Consider the following 14,468-nt stretch of genomic DNA (forward strand, 5'->3'; position numbering starts at 1 on the left):
AACGTGATCACTGTCATGGGGCTGCTCCGAGCCGCATCTGCCTGCACACGCAACAACGCCCCGCAACCAACATCCACGCTGGTCACAGGGCGTTTGGGTACTTCAGAAGGAGTACCCCCGGCAGGATTCGAACCTGCGCACACGGCTCCGGAGGCCGTTGCTCTATCCCCTGAGCTACGGGGGCTCGTCGCGCTGTGAGCGGCGACAGAAGGAACAGTACCAGCTCGGTGGTGCTGCACCGGAACCCCGTTTCCCGGGCCCGGAGTTCCGCCCGGGGGTTGCCGGAGGCCGCGGTCCGCAGGGGTGGAAAAGGGCAAAAGCCGGACGCCGGAGGAGGGGTGAGCCTAGGCTCTGTGTGTGCCAGGTATGTCCGGCCGGGTTCTTGTCGTGGACGACGACAACGTCATCCGGCAGCTGATCAAGGTCAATCTCGAGCTGGAAGGTTTCGAGGTGGTGACCGCTGCCGACGGTGTCGAGTGCCTCGACATCGTGCAGGGTGTCCGGCCGGATCTCGTCACGCTGGACGTCGCGATGCCCCGCCTCGACGGGCTGCGGACCGCCGAGCGGCTGCGCGCCGATCCCCGTACGCGCCATATCCCGGTCGCGATCGTCAGCGGCCACACGAAGGTCGACGGTGCGGACGGCGAGGAGCCGCCCGTCGACGCCCTCCTGGCGAAACCCTTCGAACCGTCCGAACTGGTCGCGATGGTGCGGCAGTTGACCGGCCGGACCGAGGGCCGCGAGGCGCGGCCCCCCGGCGGCGCGGACGATGCGGACGAACAGGAGCCGGCCCCTTGGCCGGCCGGCCGCTGACGCCCTCCGGACCGCCCCGCCCGCTCCGCGCGCCGAACGCACCGCGGTACCGCCGTCACCAGCGGTGACGGACGCACACTGCTCGCGCCCCCCGATGCGGCACCGCGCCCGCCCGGAGCGGAATCCGGTTCGCGCCGACCCACCCCCTCTCCCATACGCTTGCCCTGTGACACCCGCCCAGCTCTCCCGCACCGTGCTGCACGCAGTGCGCCGTGCCGCGGCGGAAGGCGAGCTGGGCGCGGCGCGGGGAAGCAGCGATCTGCCACAGCGGGTGACGGTCGAGTCGCCTCCGCGGCGTGGGCCGGGTGACTACGCGGTCAGTGTGGCCTTCCGTCTCGCCGGCCCTTCGGGCATGGCGCCGTACGACGTCGCACGGGTGCTGCTGGCCAGGCTCGTGCGGCAGGACGGAATCCTCGCCGCGGAGATCGCGGGCGGCGGCTTCCTGAACGTCACCCTCGACGACCGTGCGAGGGCCGAGCTCGTGGCGGAGCTGTCCCGCCCGGCCGGCTCCGCTCCCGGCAGCCCCGATCGCGACACCGCAGCCGCCGACACCCCGGCCGCCGACACCCCCGCCGCGGACATCGCGCACTGGAGTGCCGCGACCGGTGACGCCCCGGCCGCTCTCGCCGTACGGACGGCGCAGGCGAGCCCTCTCTTCCGCGTGCAGTACGCACACGCGCGGGCGCGCGCGTACTCGCGTAACGCCCGTGACCTCGGGTTCCGCGGTGAACCGCACGCCTCGGCGGACGTCGGCCCCGAGCCGGAGACCGGAACGGAACCGGAGACCGGAACGGAACCGGACACCCGTCCCGGACAGGACGCCCGTGCCGTCTACGGATCCCGCGGTGCGGCCCTGCTCGCGCTGCTCGCGGATCACCGGCGGGTCAGTGAGCAGTCCGATCCCGCCGGCCACGCACGCCATCTAGTCGCGGTCGGCGACGCCTTCTTCGACTTCCACGACCAGTGCCCGCCCCTGCCCAGGGGAGACGAGAAACCCGGGGCCGTCCACCGCGCCCGGCTGGCTCTCGTCGAAGCCACCGGGACGGTGCTGGCAGGCGGCCTGACCCAGCTCGGCGTAAGCGCGCCCGCGCATCTGTGAGACCGGAGCAGACCCCGAGTCCATGTCCTCCGAGACACCGAGAGCCCTCCGGAACCCCAGAGCCCTCCGAGAACCCCCAAGACTTCGTACACCGCAAAGGACCCACGATCAGCGTGAACACGAACACGGCTGTGAGCACCACGAACCGCCCCGGTGAGAGCGAGGCCACCGCATGAGCCGCTCCGCGCACCCCGCAGGTCCCCGGCACGCCGACGTGCTGCCCGAGGGCCACTACACCGCGCCGCCCGCCGACCTCAACGCGCTCGACCCCCGCGTCTGGCCGCAGACCGCCGGCCGCACACCTGCGGGCTCGGTCACCGTCGGCGGACTGGACGTGCGGGATCTGGCCGAGGAGTTCGGCACACCTCTCTACGTTCTCGACGAGGCCGACTTCCGTGCCCGCTGCCGGGCCTGGCGGGACGCCTTCGGCCCGGACGCCGACGTCTTCTACGCGGGCAAGGCCTTCCTCTCCCGCGCCGTCGTGCGCTGGCTGACAGAGGAGGGGCTCAATCTCGACGTCTGCTCCGGTGGTGAACTGTCCGTCGCGCTGGCCTCCGGCATGCCCCCCGAGCGGATCGCCCTGCACGGCAACAACAAGTCGTCGGCCGAGATCGAGCAGGCAGTCGAGGCCGGCGTCGGGCGGATCGTGCTGGACTCCTTCCAGGAGATCGTCCGCGTGGCGCACATCGCCGACAGGCTCGGCAGGCGCCAGCCCGTCCAGATCCGCGTCACGGTCGGCGTCGAGGCGCACACGCACGAGTTCATCGCGACGGCGCACGAGGACCAGAAGTTCGGGCTCGCCCTCACCGGAGGCACCGCAAAGCCGGAGGCCGGGGGAGGCCCGGCCGCCGAGGCCGTACGGCGCGTACTGAAGCTCGACAGCCTGCAACTGGTCGGCATCCACTCCCACATCGGCTCGCAGATCTTCGACACCTCGGGCTTCGAGGTCGCCGCGCACCGCGTCGTCGGACTGCTCGCCGACATCCGCGACGAGCACGGCCTGGAGCTGCCCGAGATCGACCTCGGCGGCGGCCTCGGCATCGCCTACACGCCCGAGGACGACCCGAGCGAGCCGCACGAGATCGCCGCCTCGCTCCGCGAGATCGTCGGCCGGGAGTGCCGGGGCGCCGGACTGGCCGTGCCGCGCCTCTCCGTCGAACCCGGCCGTGCGGTGGTCGGGCCCTCGGCCTGCACGGTGTACGAGACGGGCACGGTCAAGGAGCTGCCGGGGCTGCGTACGTACGTGAGCGTGGACGGAGGAATGTCGGACAACGTCCGCACGGCGCTCTACGACGCGGAGTACAGCGTCTCGCTCGTCTCGCGGACCTCCGACGCCGAGCCCATGCTCTCCAGGGTCGTCGGCAAGCACTGCGAGAGCGGCGACATCGTCGTAAGGGACGCGTTCCTGCCGGCCGACCTGGCCCCCGGCGACCTGCTGGCCGTGCCGGCGACCGGCGCGTACTGCCGGTCGATGGCGAACAACTACAACCACGCGCTGCGGCCGCCGGTCGTCGCGGTGAAGGACGGGGAGGCGCGGGTGATCGTCCGGCGGGAGACGGAGGAGGATCTCCTGCGACTGGATGTCGGCTAGCGAGACATTCGTCCCACATGTTGGAACGAGCGTGGAATCTCCGTACCCGTACGTGAGACTGACAGCACAGGCAATGACGAGAGGCGAGGTCGGATGATGCGTACGCGTCCGCTGAAGGTGGCGCTGCTGGGCTGTGGGGTCGTCGGCTCAGAGGTGGCACGCATCATGACGACGCACGCCGATGATCTCGCCGCCCGCATCGGCGCCCCCGTGGAGCTCGCCGGCGTCGCGGTGCGCCGCCCCGACCGCGTACGCGAGGGCGTCGACCCGGCGCTGGTGACCACGGACGCCGCGGCACTCGCCCGGCGTGAGGACATCGACGTCGTCATCGAGGTCATCGGCGGCGTCGAACCGGCCCGCAAGCTCATCACCTCCGCCTTCGAGCACGGGGCGAGCGTCGTGACGGCGAACAAGGCCCTGCTCGCCGAGGACAGCCCCTCCCTCCACGAGGCCGCGGAGAAGGGTGGCAACGACCTCTACTACGAGGCGGCGGTGGCCGCGGCGATCCCGCTGGTACGGCCGCTGCGCGAGTCCCTGGCCGGCGACAAGGTCAACCGCGTCCTCGGCATCGTCAACGGCACCACGAACTTCATCCTCGACCGGATGGACTCCACCGGCGCCGGATACGGCGAGGCCCTGGACGAGGCCACCGCTCTCGGTTACGCGGAGGCCGACCCCACCGCCGACGTCGAGGGCTTCGACGCCGCCGCCAAGGCCGCCATCCTCGCCGGCATCGCCTTCCACACCCGGGTCCGTCTCGACGACGTGCACCGCGAGGGCCTCACCGAGATCACCGCCGCCGACATCGCCTCGGCGAAGCGCATGGGCTGCACGGTCAAGCTGCTCGCCATCTGCGAACGGGCGGCCGACGGCCGCTCGGTCACCGCACGCGTGCATCCCGCGATGATCCCGCTGAGCCATCCGCTCGCGGGCGTCCGCGAGGCCTACAACGCGGTGTTCGTGGAGTCTGACGCCGCGGGCCAGTTGATGTTCTACGGGCCGGGCGCCGGCGGCGCGCCCACGGCCTCAGCCGTGCTGGGCGACCTGGTGGCCGCCTGCCGGAACAAGCTCAACGGGTCGAAGGGGCCCGGCGAATCGGCGTACGCGCAGCTGCCGGTCTCGCCGATGGGCGACGTCGTCACGCGCTACCACATCAGCCTCGACGTCGCCGACAAACCCGGCGTCCTCGCGCAGGTCGCCACCACTTTCGCGGAGCACGGCGTGTCGATCGACACCGTGCGCCAGCAGGGCAAGGACGGCGACGCCTGGCTCGTGGTCGTCACGCACAGCGCGCCCGACGCGTCGCTGAGCGCGACCGTCGAGGCCCTGCGCGGCCTCGACACCGTGCGCGGCGTCGCCAGCATCATGCGGGTCGAGGGCGAATGAACGGGACCCGGATACAGGGGAATCGAGGACAGTGACCACCATGGAAACCGCAGCACCCGCCACCTCCCGCCAGTGGCGCGGCGTCATCGAGGAGTACCGCGACCGGCTGCCCGTCGGTCCGCGGACGGCTCCCGTCACACTGCGCGAGGGCGGCACGCCGCTCGTACCGGCGCAGCTGCTCTCCGAACTCACAGGCTGCGACGTCCACTTGAAGGTCGAGGGCGCCAACCCGACCGGTTCCTTCAAGGACCGCGGCATGACGATGGCGATCACGCGGGCCAGGGAGGAGGGCGCGCAGGCCGTCATCTGCGCCTCCACGGGCAACACTTCGGCCTCCGCGGCCGCCTACGCGGTACGTGCGGGCATGGTCTGTGCCGTCCTGGTGCCGCAGGGGAAGATCGCGCTGGGGAAGATGGGTCAGGCGCTGGTGCACGGCGCCCAGATCCTCCAGGTGGAGGGCAATTTCGACGACTGCCTCACCCTCGCCCGCGGCCTGTCGGAGAAGTACCCGGTGGCGCTTGTCAATTCGGTCAACCCCGACCGTATCGAAGGCCAGAAGACGGCCGCCTTCGAGATCGTCGACATGCTCGGGGACGCCCCCGACGTGCACGTCCTGCCGGTCGGCAACGCGGGGAACATCACCGCGTACTGGCGCGGATACAGCGAGTATCTGACCGGCGGTCCCGCGACGCGTGCGCCGCGCATGTGGGGCTACCAGGCGTCCGGCGCCGCGCCCATCGTGCGCGGTGAGCCGGTGAAGGACCCGAGCACGATCGCCACCGCCATCCGGATCGGCAACCCGGCGTCGTGGCAGCTCGCGGAGCGCGCCCGGGACGAGTCGGGCGGCTTCATCGACTCAGTGACGGACCGTCAGATCCTGCGCGCCTACAAGCTCTTGTCGTCGCGCGAGGGGGTCTTCGTCGAACCGGCCTCCTCCGCTTCCGTCGCGGGGCTGCTCCAGGCGGCCGAACAGGGCAGGCTGGAGCCGGGCCAGCGGGTGGTCTGCACGGTCACCGGCAACGGCCTCAAGGACCCTGACTGGGCGGTCGCGGGCGCTCCACGGCCCGTGACGGTGCCGATCGACGCGGACGCCGCGGCGGAACGTCTGGGCCTGGCCTGACGGTTCGCCCGCGCCGGGAGCGGGAAGGCATCCTCTGGCCGGCGCGGCCGCCGGCACGGGGACAGGTGGCAAGGGAGCGCGGAACCGCTTGCGACACGTATCGTGCGCCTCCCGTGCGCCCTGTGTCGCCACTGAACCTTCCTTCGATAGGCTTGTGTTCATCCCACTCCCCGTACGTACTCCGGGGCATCCCCTCGTCCTGTCAGGGAGGCCCCACCCGGTCCGCCGGGCCCGGGACGCACAGGGTCCGTGACCCTTCCGGCGCCCCTCGCCGCGGTCCATGGGAAATCGCGTCAACAATCCAAGGAGAGTCATCGGGAGATGGCCGGTCCCGCGTTCCGCGCCGCGGCTGTCCGCGTGCGCGTTCCCGCCACCAGCGCCAACCTCGGCCCGGGCTACGACGCCCTGGGCCTCGCGCTCGGTCTCTACGACGACGTGGTCGTCCGGGTCGCCGACTCCGGTCTGCATGTCGACATCGCGGGAGAAGGTGCCGAGACCCTGTCGCGGGACGAGGACCACCTGCTCGTGCGCTCTCTGCGTACGGCGTTCGACCTGCTCGGCGGTCAGCCGCGCGGCCTGGAGGTCGTCTGCGCCAACCGGATCCCGCACGGACGCGGCCTCGGCTCGTCCTCCGCCGCCATCTGCGCCGGGATCGTGGCCGCGCGTGCCGTCACGACCGGCGGCGAGGCCAGGCTCCACGACGCGGCGATGCTGGAGCTGGCCAGCGAGATCGAGGGCCATCCGGACAACGTCGCGGCCTGTCTCATGGGTGGCTTCACGCTGGCCTGGATGGACGCGGGAGCCGCCCGGGCGATCAGGATGGAGCCCGCGGAATCCGTCGTGCCTGTGGTCTTCGTACCCGCGAGGCCGTTGCCGACGGAGACGGCCCGGGGGCTGTTGCCCCGTCATGTCCCGCACGTGGACGCGGCGTTCAACACGGGCCGTGCCGCGCTGCTCGTGGAGGCGCTCACCAGGCGTCCCGAGCTGCTGCTGCCCGCGACGGAGGACCGGCTCCATCAGGAGTACCGCGCCCCGGCGATGAAGGAAAGCGTGGAATTGGTGAACCGGTTGCGGGCGGACGGCGTCCCAGCTGTTGTCTCGGGTGCGGGCCCGACGGTGCTCGCGCTGCCCGAGGGCCACGGCGCCGGCGACAAGGTGGCTCAGCTCGCCGGCGAGCAGTGGACGGCGAACAGGCTGAGCCTCGACACCGCCGGAGCCAGCGTCCTGCCCCTGAAGGCGGACGGTGCGGACCGGAGCGCATCTCAGTGACGCGGTGGCCGCTGTACGGCCCGGCAGAGCCGGCGAATGCCTTGGAGAAGCCGATGATCCAGGAGAGGGGGAATGTTTGTTGGGTCCGGTAGTGTTAACCTCAAGTCAGTGCTCGCAGTCTCGTGATCCACACGTGAAACTCTGTGGTGGCCCGTAGAGTGCAGTGCTTGAGTGATCCGCAAGGGCAGAGGCCCAGGATCGCCTCTTCCTCCAGGAGCCTCCCACGCTGCGCCGTTCCGCGGTGCAGTCCCGAGCACGCTCCGGAGCAGGCATGCAGGACGCACATTCTCCTTGCACGCCGAACCATGAATTGATCTCCCCGCCGCACATCCAGGCGGGAACCACCGTTTCGGCCAGGTCCGCGCGCACAGGACCATCGCCGGACAGCACGACCGGTCGCCGAGCCAGACAGGCCGACGTCCGCTCCAGGGAAGGACCCTTTGTGAGCGACACCACCGATCTGATGGGCGTGAACGCCGCTCCCCCTGAGTCCGATGGCTCAGGCGGCACCTCCTCCGGGGGCGCCGCTGCGGAGAAAGCCGACGCGCCTGCCACGGACGCTGCTGCCGCGCCTGCCTCCGGTGCTGCGCCCAAGCGCCGGCGCACCGGCACCGGGCTTGAGGGCATGGTGCTCGCCGAGCTTCAGCAAGTTGCCTCCGGTCTCGGTATCAAGGGCACCGCGCGGATGCGCAAGAGCCAGCTGATCGAAACCATCAAGGAGCGGCAGGCGGGCGGGGGTTCGTCCGCCGGCACCGACGCTCCTGCCGCGCGCGGCAAGGACGGGGACGCCGTCGAGGGCAACGACCAGTCCGCCAAGCCCAGGCGCCGCGCCACGTCCCGGGCGCGCACGGGCGACTCCGGCGGGGACGGCCGGGAGGACTCGGCCCAGATCGACATTCCGGGCCAGCCCGCGAACGAGGAGAAGGCCGAAGGCGACCGCCGCGGCCGCCGCGAGCGCGGCGAGGGCGGCGGCAAGGCGGAAGCCTCCGCCGACACCGCCGAGGGGAAGGCCGACGGCCGCGGTGACGGCGGCCAGCAGCACAAGGGCGACGGCGGCGGCCGTGGCGACGGATCGCGCGGTGACCGCGACGGCGGCGGCCGCCAGCAGCAGGACCGCCCCTCCAAGCGTGACCGCCAGCGCGGCCGCGGCGGCAAGGGCGGCGACGGCGGCGGCCAGAACCAGGGCGGCCAGAACCAGAACCAGGGCGGAAACCGCCGGGACGGCCGTGACGGCCGTGACGACGACGACTTCGACGGCGGCCGGCGTGGCCGGCGGGGTCGTTACCGGGACCGGCGTGGGCGGCGTGGTGGTCGTGAGGATGCCGAGCCGCAGATCGCTGAGGATGATGTGCTGATTCCGGTGGCGGGGATCTTGGACATCCTGGACAACTATGCGTTCGTGCGGACGTCGGGGTATCTGCCGGGTCCGAATGATGTGTATGTGTCGTTGGCGCAGGTGCGGAAGAACGGTCTGCGCAAGGGTGATCACGTCACGGGTGCGGTGCGGCAGCCGCGTGAGGGGGAGCGGCGGGAGAAGTTCAATGCGCTGGTGCGGCTGGATTCGGTCAACGGCACCTCGCCGGAGGGCGGCCGGTCGCGGTCGGAGTTCAACAAGCTGACGCCGTTGTATCCGCAGGAGCGGCTGCGGCTGGAGACGGAGCCGAATCAGCTCACCTCGCGGATCATCGATCTGGTCTCGCCGATCGGGAAGGGGCAGCGGGGGCTGATCGTGGCGCCGCCGAAGGCGGGCAAGACGATGGTGCTGCAGAGCATCGCGAACTCGATCACGGTGAACAATCCGGAGTGCCATCTGATGGTGGTGCTGGTCGATGAGCGGCCGGAAGAGGTCACCGACATGCAGCGGTCGGTGAAGGGTGAGGTGATCTCCTCGACCTTCGACCGTCCCGCGGAGGATCACACCACGATCGCGGAGCTGGCGATCGAGCGGGCCAAGCGTCTGGTGGAGCTGGGTCATGACGTGGTGGTGCTGCTGGACAACATCACCCGGCTGGGGCGGGCCTACAACCTCTCGGCTCCCGCTTCGGGGCGGATCCTGTCCGGCGGTGTGGATTCCACGGCGCTGTATCCGCCGAAGAAGTTCTTCGGTGCGGCGCGGAACATCGAGGACGGCGGTTCGCTGACGATCCTGGCCGCGGCTTTGGTGGAGACCGGCTCCCGGATGGACGAGGTGATCTTCGAGGAGTTCAAGGGCACCGGCAACATGGAGCTGAAGCTGGACCGGAAGCTGTCGGAGAAGCGGATCTTCCCCGCGGTCGACGTGGACGCCTCCGGCACCCGCAAGGAGGAGATCCTCATGGCGGGCGACGAGCTCCAGATCATCTGGAAGCTCCGCCGGGTCCTGCACGCCCTGGACCAGCAGCAGGCCATCGAACTGCTCCTGGACAAGATGAAGCAGACCAAGTCCAACACCGAATTCCTGCTCCAGATCCAGAAAACCACCCCGACCCCGGGCAACGGCAGCGACTGACGGGCATTACGGACCGGGTCTCCGCAGGCCCGGCAGTGAGGGCCGCCCCGCCACATGTGGTGGGGCGGCCCTCACTCCATGTGATGACAGTTGAGAGCTTGCGCACAGGCGCCGCCGCGGCCCTGCTCCCTCCCGGCCCTCTCGCGGACGTACATCGGCCCAGGTCGAAGCGCGAAACGCCCCTGTCGTCCCAAACCCGTGCCACTCTCCACGGGCTGGGCATCACCGTCACGCCGTGTGCAACCCTTCCGGATGGCGTGACTTACGGAGCATGCGCCCGTCTCCGCGGAGATCCGCGGGCAGCGGGGCATTCCCGTACGCACGCCGTACGTACGAGAAGTGACGGCGGAGCCGCAGGGCAGGACAGAGGTGGGCGACGATGGCGGACGACAGCACGGGCGGGCAGGACGAGGCGGCCCCGGTCCGTCCCCGCAGTCGCAACGCCCTGCGCGCCACCGGCCGCCGCCGCAGGCCCCACACGCGCCGGCGGCGGATCCTCAAGGCAGCCGCCTGGACGGCCGCGGCCGCGGTGGTCCTCGGCGGCACGGGCCTCGGCTTCGCCTACTTCAAGCTCAACGGCAACATCTCCGGCGTGGACATCGACGCCGAGCTCGGCGAGGACAGGCCGGGCGACACCCCCGACGGCTCGATGGACATCCTCGTCCTGGGCTCCGACAGCCGCTCCGGTACGAACGGCAAGTACGGCAAGGGTCAGGCCGGCGCCCGCTCCGACACCGCGATGGTCGTGCACGTCAACAAGGAGCACGACAAGGCGAGCGTCGTGTCGATACCGCGCGACACCGTCATCGAGCGCCCCAGCTGCGTCAAGGACGACGGCAGCGGCACCGCGCCGCGGCAGCGCGCGATGTTCAACTCCGCGTACGAGACGGGCGGTCCGGCCTGCGCCGTGAAGACCGTGGAGTCGATGTCCGGTGTACGCATGGACCACTACGCGGAGATCGACTTCTCCGGCTTCAAGAAGCTGATCGACGACCTCGGGGGCGTCGAGGTCACCACCAGGAAGCCGATCAAGGACCCGGACAGCCACCTCGACCTGGCCCCCGGCCCGCACAAGCTCAGCGGCGAGCAGTCCCTCGGCCTCGTACGTACGCGCCACGGGGTCGGCGACGGCAGCGACCTGGGCCGCATCCAGCTCCAGCAGGCGTTCGTGAAGGCACTGATGGAGCAGGTCAACAGCATCGGGGTGTTCAGCAGCCCGAAGAAGCTCTACGAACTCGCCGACAGCGCCACCTCCGCCGTCACCACGGACTCCGAGCTCGACTCGGTCAGCGACCTGGCGGGCCTGGCCGGCATGCTCAAGGGCGTCAAGTCCGACGACATCAAGATGTCCACGCTGCCTGTGACCTACGACCCTGGGGACCCCAACCGCGTCGTGCCGATCGAGTCCAAGGCGGCGAAGATGTGGTCCGCGATCAAGCGGGACGCCGCCATACCGAAGTCCGCGGAGAAGGGCTCGGCGAGCGAGCGTACGGATATCGGCCGCGTGGTCGACTGACGGCCGTCAGGGGCCCTCAGCGGGAATATCAGGCGCCCGCCCCCGGTTTTGGGAGGTACGGCCAGTGATGGCAGACTGGACCGTCGGCCCCGGTTCACGGTGGACAAGCCCGTCCTCCGACCCGGTGCCCTCCCGGAAATAGGAGATTCCCTTGAAGCGCGACATCCACCCCGAGTACGTAGAGACCCAGGTGAGCTGCACCTGCGGTAACTCCTTCACGACTCGCAGCACCGTGAGCGGCGGCCAGATCCGCGCCGACATCTGCTCCGCGTGCCACCCCTTCTACACCGGCAAGCAGAAGATCCTCGACACCGGTGGCCGCGTGGCCCGGTTCGAGGCCCGCTTCGGCAAGGGCGCCGGTTCCGCCAAGAAGTAGCACCACTCGAGCGCCGGTCTCCTCGGCACGTCCCGCGGGACGTGAGGGGCCGGCGCTCTTTCGCGCTGCCTGGCACTTCCTTCTCAGGCAAAGGGCCTTCTTCACGTAAAGGGACAAACGATGTTCGAGGCGGTCGAGGAACTGATCGGCGAGCACGCCGAGCTGGAGAAGCAGCTCGCCGATCCCGCGATCCACGCCGACCAGGCGCGCGCCCGCAAGCTCAACAAGCGGTACGCGGAGCTCTCCCCGGTGATCGCCACCTACCGTTCCTGGAAGCAGGCCGGCGACGACATCGACACCGCGCGCGAACTCGCCGCGGACGACCCGGACTTCGCCGCCGAGGTGAAGGAACTGGAGTCTCAGCGCGAGGAGTTGACCGAGAAGCTCCGCCTGCTGCTCGTACCGCGCGACCCCAGCGACGACAAGGACGTCATCCTCGAGATCAAGGCGGGGGAGGGCGGCGACGAGTCGGCTCTCTTCGCCGGCGACCTGCTGCGGATGTATCTGCGCTACGCCGAGCGCGTCGGCTGGAAGACGGAGCTGATCCAGTCCACCGAGTCCGACCTGGGCGGCTACAAGGACGTACAGGTCGCCGTGAAGAACAAGGGCGGCGGCGGTGCCACCGAGCCCGGCCAGGGCGTGTGGGCCCGGCTGAAGTACGAGGGCGGAGTGCACCGCGTGCAGCGCGTGCCCGCGACCGAGTCGCAGGGCCGCATCCACACCTCGGCCGCCGGCGTGCTCGTACTGCCCGAGGCCGAGGACGTGGACGTGGAGATCAACGCGAACGATCTGCGTATCGACGTGTACCGCTCCTCCGGCCCCGGCGGCCAGTCCGTCAACACCACGGACTCCGCGGTGCGCATCACCCACGAGCCGACGGGCATCGTCGTCTCCTGCCAGAACGAGAAGAGCCAGCTGCAGAACAAGGAGCAGGCGCTGCGCATCCTGCGCGCCCGGCTGCTGGCCGCGGCCCAGGAGGAGGCCGACCAGGAGGCCTCGGACGCCCGCCGCAGCCAGGTGCGTACGGTGGACCGGTCGGAGCGGGTACGGACGTACAACTTCCCGGAGAACCGGATCTCCGACCACCGGGTCGGCTTCAAGGCCTACAACCTGGACCAGGTGCTCGACGGCGATCTGGACGCGGTCATCCAGGCATGCGTCGACGCCGACTCCGCGGCCAAGCTGGCCGCGGCCCAGTAAGCGCGCGCACGGACGGGCGGACGGAACGAGAAGATGCTGCATTCGTCCGGGGGGCGGCCCCCGAACCCACGCGGCCTGCTGATCGCCGAAGTGGCACAGGCGACCCAGCGGCTCGCCGACGCCGGGGTGCCCTCGCCGCGGTTCGACGCGGAGGAGCTGGCCGCATACGTGCACGGCGTGAAGCGCGGCGAGCTGCACATGGTGCCGGACACCGACTTCGACGCCCGCTACTGGGAGGCCGTCTCCCGGCGCGAGGCCCGTGAACCCCTGCAGCACATCACCGGGCGTGCGTTCTTCCGCTACCTCGAACTGCAGGTCGGGCCCGGGGTGTTCGTCCCCCGCCCCGAGACCGAGTCCGTGGCCGGCTGGGCGATAGAGGCGGTACGGGCGATGGACGTCGCCGAGCCCCTGATCGTCGACCTGTGCACCGGGTCCGGAGCCATCGCGCTCGCCCTCGCGCAGGAGGTGCCGCGCTCCCGGGTGCACGCCGTGGAGCTGGACGAGGGCGCGTACGGCTGGGCCGCGAAGAACGTGGAAGGCAGCCGCGTCACGCTGCACCACGGCGACGCGCTCACCGCGCTCCCCGAACTCGACGGTCAGGTCGACCTGGTGGTCTCCAACCCGCCGTACATCCCGCTCACCGAATGGGAGTATGTGGCACCCGAAGCCCGCGACCACGACCCCCAGTTGGCGTTGTTCTCCGGGGAGGACGGGCTGAGCACCATCCGCGGCCTGGAGCGCACGGCACACCGGCTGCTGCGCCCCGGCGGGCTCGTCGTCATCGAGCACGCCGACACCCAGGGCGGCCAGGTCCCCTGGATCTTCACCGAGGACCGCGGCTGGGCCGACGCGGCGGACCACCCCGACCTCAACAACAGGCCCCGATTCGCCACAGCACGCAGGGAGGTGCCGTGATGGCACGGCGTTATGACTGCACCGACGCGACCGACCGCAAGACCGGCCTGCGCGAGGCCGCCTCGGCGGTACGCCGCGGTGAGCTCGTCGTGCTGCCCACGGACACGGTGTACGGCATCGGTGCCGACGCCTTCAGCCCGGACGCCGTCGGCGATCTGCTGGAGGCCAAGGGGCGTGGCAGGAACATGCCTTCGCCGGTGCTCGTGGGCTCCCCGAACACGCTGCACGGCCTCGTCACCGACTTCTCGGAGTCGGCCTGGGAGCTGGTCGACGCCTTCTGGCCCGGCGCGTTGACGCTCGTCGCCAGGCATCAGCCGTCGCTGACATGGGACTTGGGGGACGCCCGCGGCACCGTGGCGGTACGGATGCCGCTGCACCCCGTCGCGATCGAACTGCTCAAGGAGTTCGGCCCGATGGCCGTCTCCTCGGCCAACCTCACCGGGCACCCCGCTCCGCAGGACTGCGACGCCGCGCAGGAGATGCTGGGCGACTCCGTCGCCGTCTACCTCGACGGCGGTCCGACGCCCGACTCGGTGCCGTCCTCGATCGTCGACGTCACGCAGAGGACGCCGGTTCTGCTGCGTACGGGTGCGGTGAGCGCCGAGGAGCTGCGCAAGGTCGTACCCGACCTGGAGGTGGCGCCATGACAGGGGCGGGGGCCGCGCGGCCCCTGACGTCCCGCGGCAGGAACGGCA

12 protein-coding genes and 1 tRNA gene are annotated in these 14,468 nt (G+C 70.6%); 12 read left to right on the top strand and 1 reads right to left on the bottom strand.

Annotated features, from left to right (window positions below):
• Positions 1-112: 112 nt before the first annotated feature.
• Positions 113-184: transfer RNA gene (locus tag AN215_RS24865), tRNA-Arg, on the bottom strand.
• 182 nt (positions 185-366) lie between these two features.
• On the opposite strand from AN215_RS24865, the gene AN215_RS24870 reads away from it, so the two are divergent.
• From AN215_RS24870 to AN215_RS24925, 12 genes are all read left to right on the top strand, one after another.
• A complete protein-coding gene (locus AN215_RS24870; protein WP_070010912.1) occupies positions 367-813 on the top strand; it encodes a response regulator in 447 nt (148 codons plus the stop codon).
• 166 nt (positions 814-979) lie between these two features.
• Positions 980-1,912 carry a DALR anticodon-binding domain-containing protein gene (locus tag AN215_RS24875; protein WP_070010911.1) on the top strand — a complete coding sequence of 311 codons (933 nt, stop codon included), beginning with the start codon at positions 980-982 and terminating at the stop codon, positions 1,910-1,912.
• A gap of 172 nt (positions 1,913-2,084) precedes the next feature.
• Positions 2,085-3,503 carry a diaminopimelate decarboxylase gene (gene lysA / locus AN215_RS24880; protein WP_070010910.1) on the top strand — a complete coding sequence of 473 codons (1,419 nt, stop codon included), beginning with the start codon at positions 2,085-2,087 and terminating at the stop codon, positions 3,501-3,503.
• 93 nt (positions 3,504-3,596) lie between these two features.
• Positions 3,597-4,889: a homoserine dehydrogenase gene (locus AN215_RS24885; RefSeq protein WP_070010909.1), complete on the top strand. Its 1,293-nt coding sequence runs from the start codon at positions 3,597-3,599 to the stop codon at positions 4,887-4,889.
• A gap of 40 nt (positions 4,890-4,929) precedes the next feature.
• Positions 4,930-6,009 carry a threonine synthase gene (thrC, locus tag AN215_RS24890; protein WP_070010908.1) on the top strand — a complete coding sequence of 360 codons (1,080 nt, stop codon included), beginning with the start codon at positions 4,930-4,932 and terminating at the stop codon, positions 6,007-6,009.
• A 321-nt stretch (positions 6,010-6,330) separates the two neighbouring features.
• Positions 6,331-7,278 carry a homoserine kinase gene (gene thrB, locus AN215_RS24895; RefSeq protein ID WP_070010907.1) on the top strand — a complete coding sequence of 316 codons (948 nt, stop codon included), beginning with the start codon at positions 6,331-6,333 and terminating at the stop codon, positions 7,276-7,278.
• Between the two features lie 442 nt (positions 7,279-7,720).
• Positions 7,721-9,766: a transcription termination factor Rho gene (rho, locus tag AN215_RS24900; protein WP_070010906.1), complete on the top strand. Its 2,046-nt coding sequence runs from the start codon at positions 7,721-7,723 to the stop codon at positions 9,764-9,766.
• A gap of 379 nt (positions 9,767-10,145) precedes the next feature.
• Positions 10,146-11,282 (top strand): LCP family protein, encoded by a 1,137-nt coding sequence (locus tag AN215_RS24905; protein WP_079123390.1) that lies wholly within the window; start codon positions 10,146-10,148, stop codon positions 11,280-11,282.
• Between the two features lie 151 nt (positions 11,283-11,433).
• A complete protein-coding gene (rpmE, locus tag AN215_RS24910) occupies positions 11,434-11,658 on the top strand; it encodes a 50S ribosomal protein L31 (RefSeq protein WP_070010905.1) in 225 nt (74 codons plus the stop codon).
• A 120-nt stretch (positions 11,659-11,778) separates the two neighbouring features.
• Entirely contained in the window at positions 11,779-12,858 is a 1,080-nt protein-coding gene (prfA, locus tag AN215_RS24915; protein ID WP_070010904.1) for a peptide chain release factor 1, read from the top strand.
• A 33-nt stretch (positions 12,859-12,891) separates the two neighbouring features.
• Complete coding sequence (gene prmC / locus AN215_RS24920; protein ID WP_070010903.1) at positions 12,892-13,773, top strand: peptide chain release factor N(5)-glutamine methyltransferase; 882 nt, start codon at positions 12,892-12,894, stop codon at positions 13,771-13,773.
• Positions 13,773-14,420, top strand: coding sequence for an L-threonylcarbamoyladenylate synthase (locus tag AN215_RS24925; RefSeq protein WP_070010902.1), 648 nt, complete (start codon positions 13,773-13,775; stop codon positions 14,418-14,420). Before prmC ends, AN215_RS24925 begins: the two co-directional genes overlap by 1 nt.
• Positions 14,421-14,468: the final 48 nt, after the last annotated feature.

Source organism: Streptomyces abyssalis, assembly GCF_001751365.1.
In the GTDB taxonomy this organism is placed as follows: domain Bacteria; phylum Actinomycetota; class Actinomycetes; order Streptomycetales; family Streptomycetaceae; genus Streptomyces; species Streptomyces abyssalis.

Bases quoted from the DNA above. Each gene is read 5' to 3' on its own strand.
- prfA (WP_070010904.1), top strand. From the start codon at position 11,779: ATGTTCGAGGCGGTCGAGGAACTGATCGGCGAGCACGCCGAGCTGGAG.
- lysA (WP_070010910.1), top strand. From the start codon at position 2,085: ATGAGCCGCTCCGCGCACCCCGCAGGTCCCCGGCACGCCGACGTGCTG.
- AN215_RS24925 (WP_070010902.1), top strand. From the start codon at position 13,773: ATGGCACGGCGTTATGACTGCACCGACGCGACCGACCGCAAGACCGGC.
- thrB (WP_070010907.1), top strand. From the start codon at position 6,331: ATGGCCGGTCCCGCGTTCCGCGCCGCGGCTGTCCGCGTGCGCGTTCCC.
- prmC (WP_070010903.1), top strand. From the start codon at position 12,892: ATGCTGCATTCGTCCGGGGGGCGGCCCCCGAACCCACGCGGCCTGCTG.
- AN215_RS24885 (WP_070010909.1), top strand. From the start codon at position 3,597: ATGATGCGTACGCGTCCGCTGAAGGTGGCGCTGCTGGGCTGTGGGGTC.
- thrC (WP_070010908.1), top strand. From the start codon at position 4,930: ATGGAAACCGCAGCACCCGCCACCTCCCGCCAGTGGCGCGGCGTCATC.
- AN215_RS24905 (WP_079123390.1), top strand. From the start codon at position 10,146: ATGGCGGACGACAGCACGGGCGGGCAGGACGAGGCGGCCCCGGTCCGT.
- AN215_RS24870 (WP_070010912.1), top strand. From the start codon at position 367: ATGTCCGGCCGGGTTCTTGTCGTGGACGACGACAACGTCATCCGGCAG.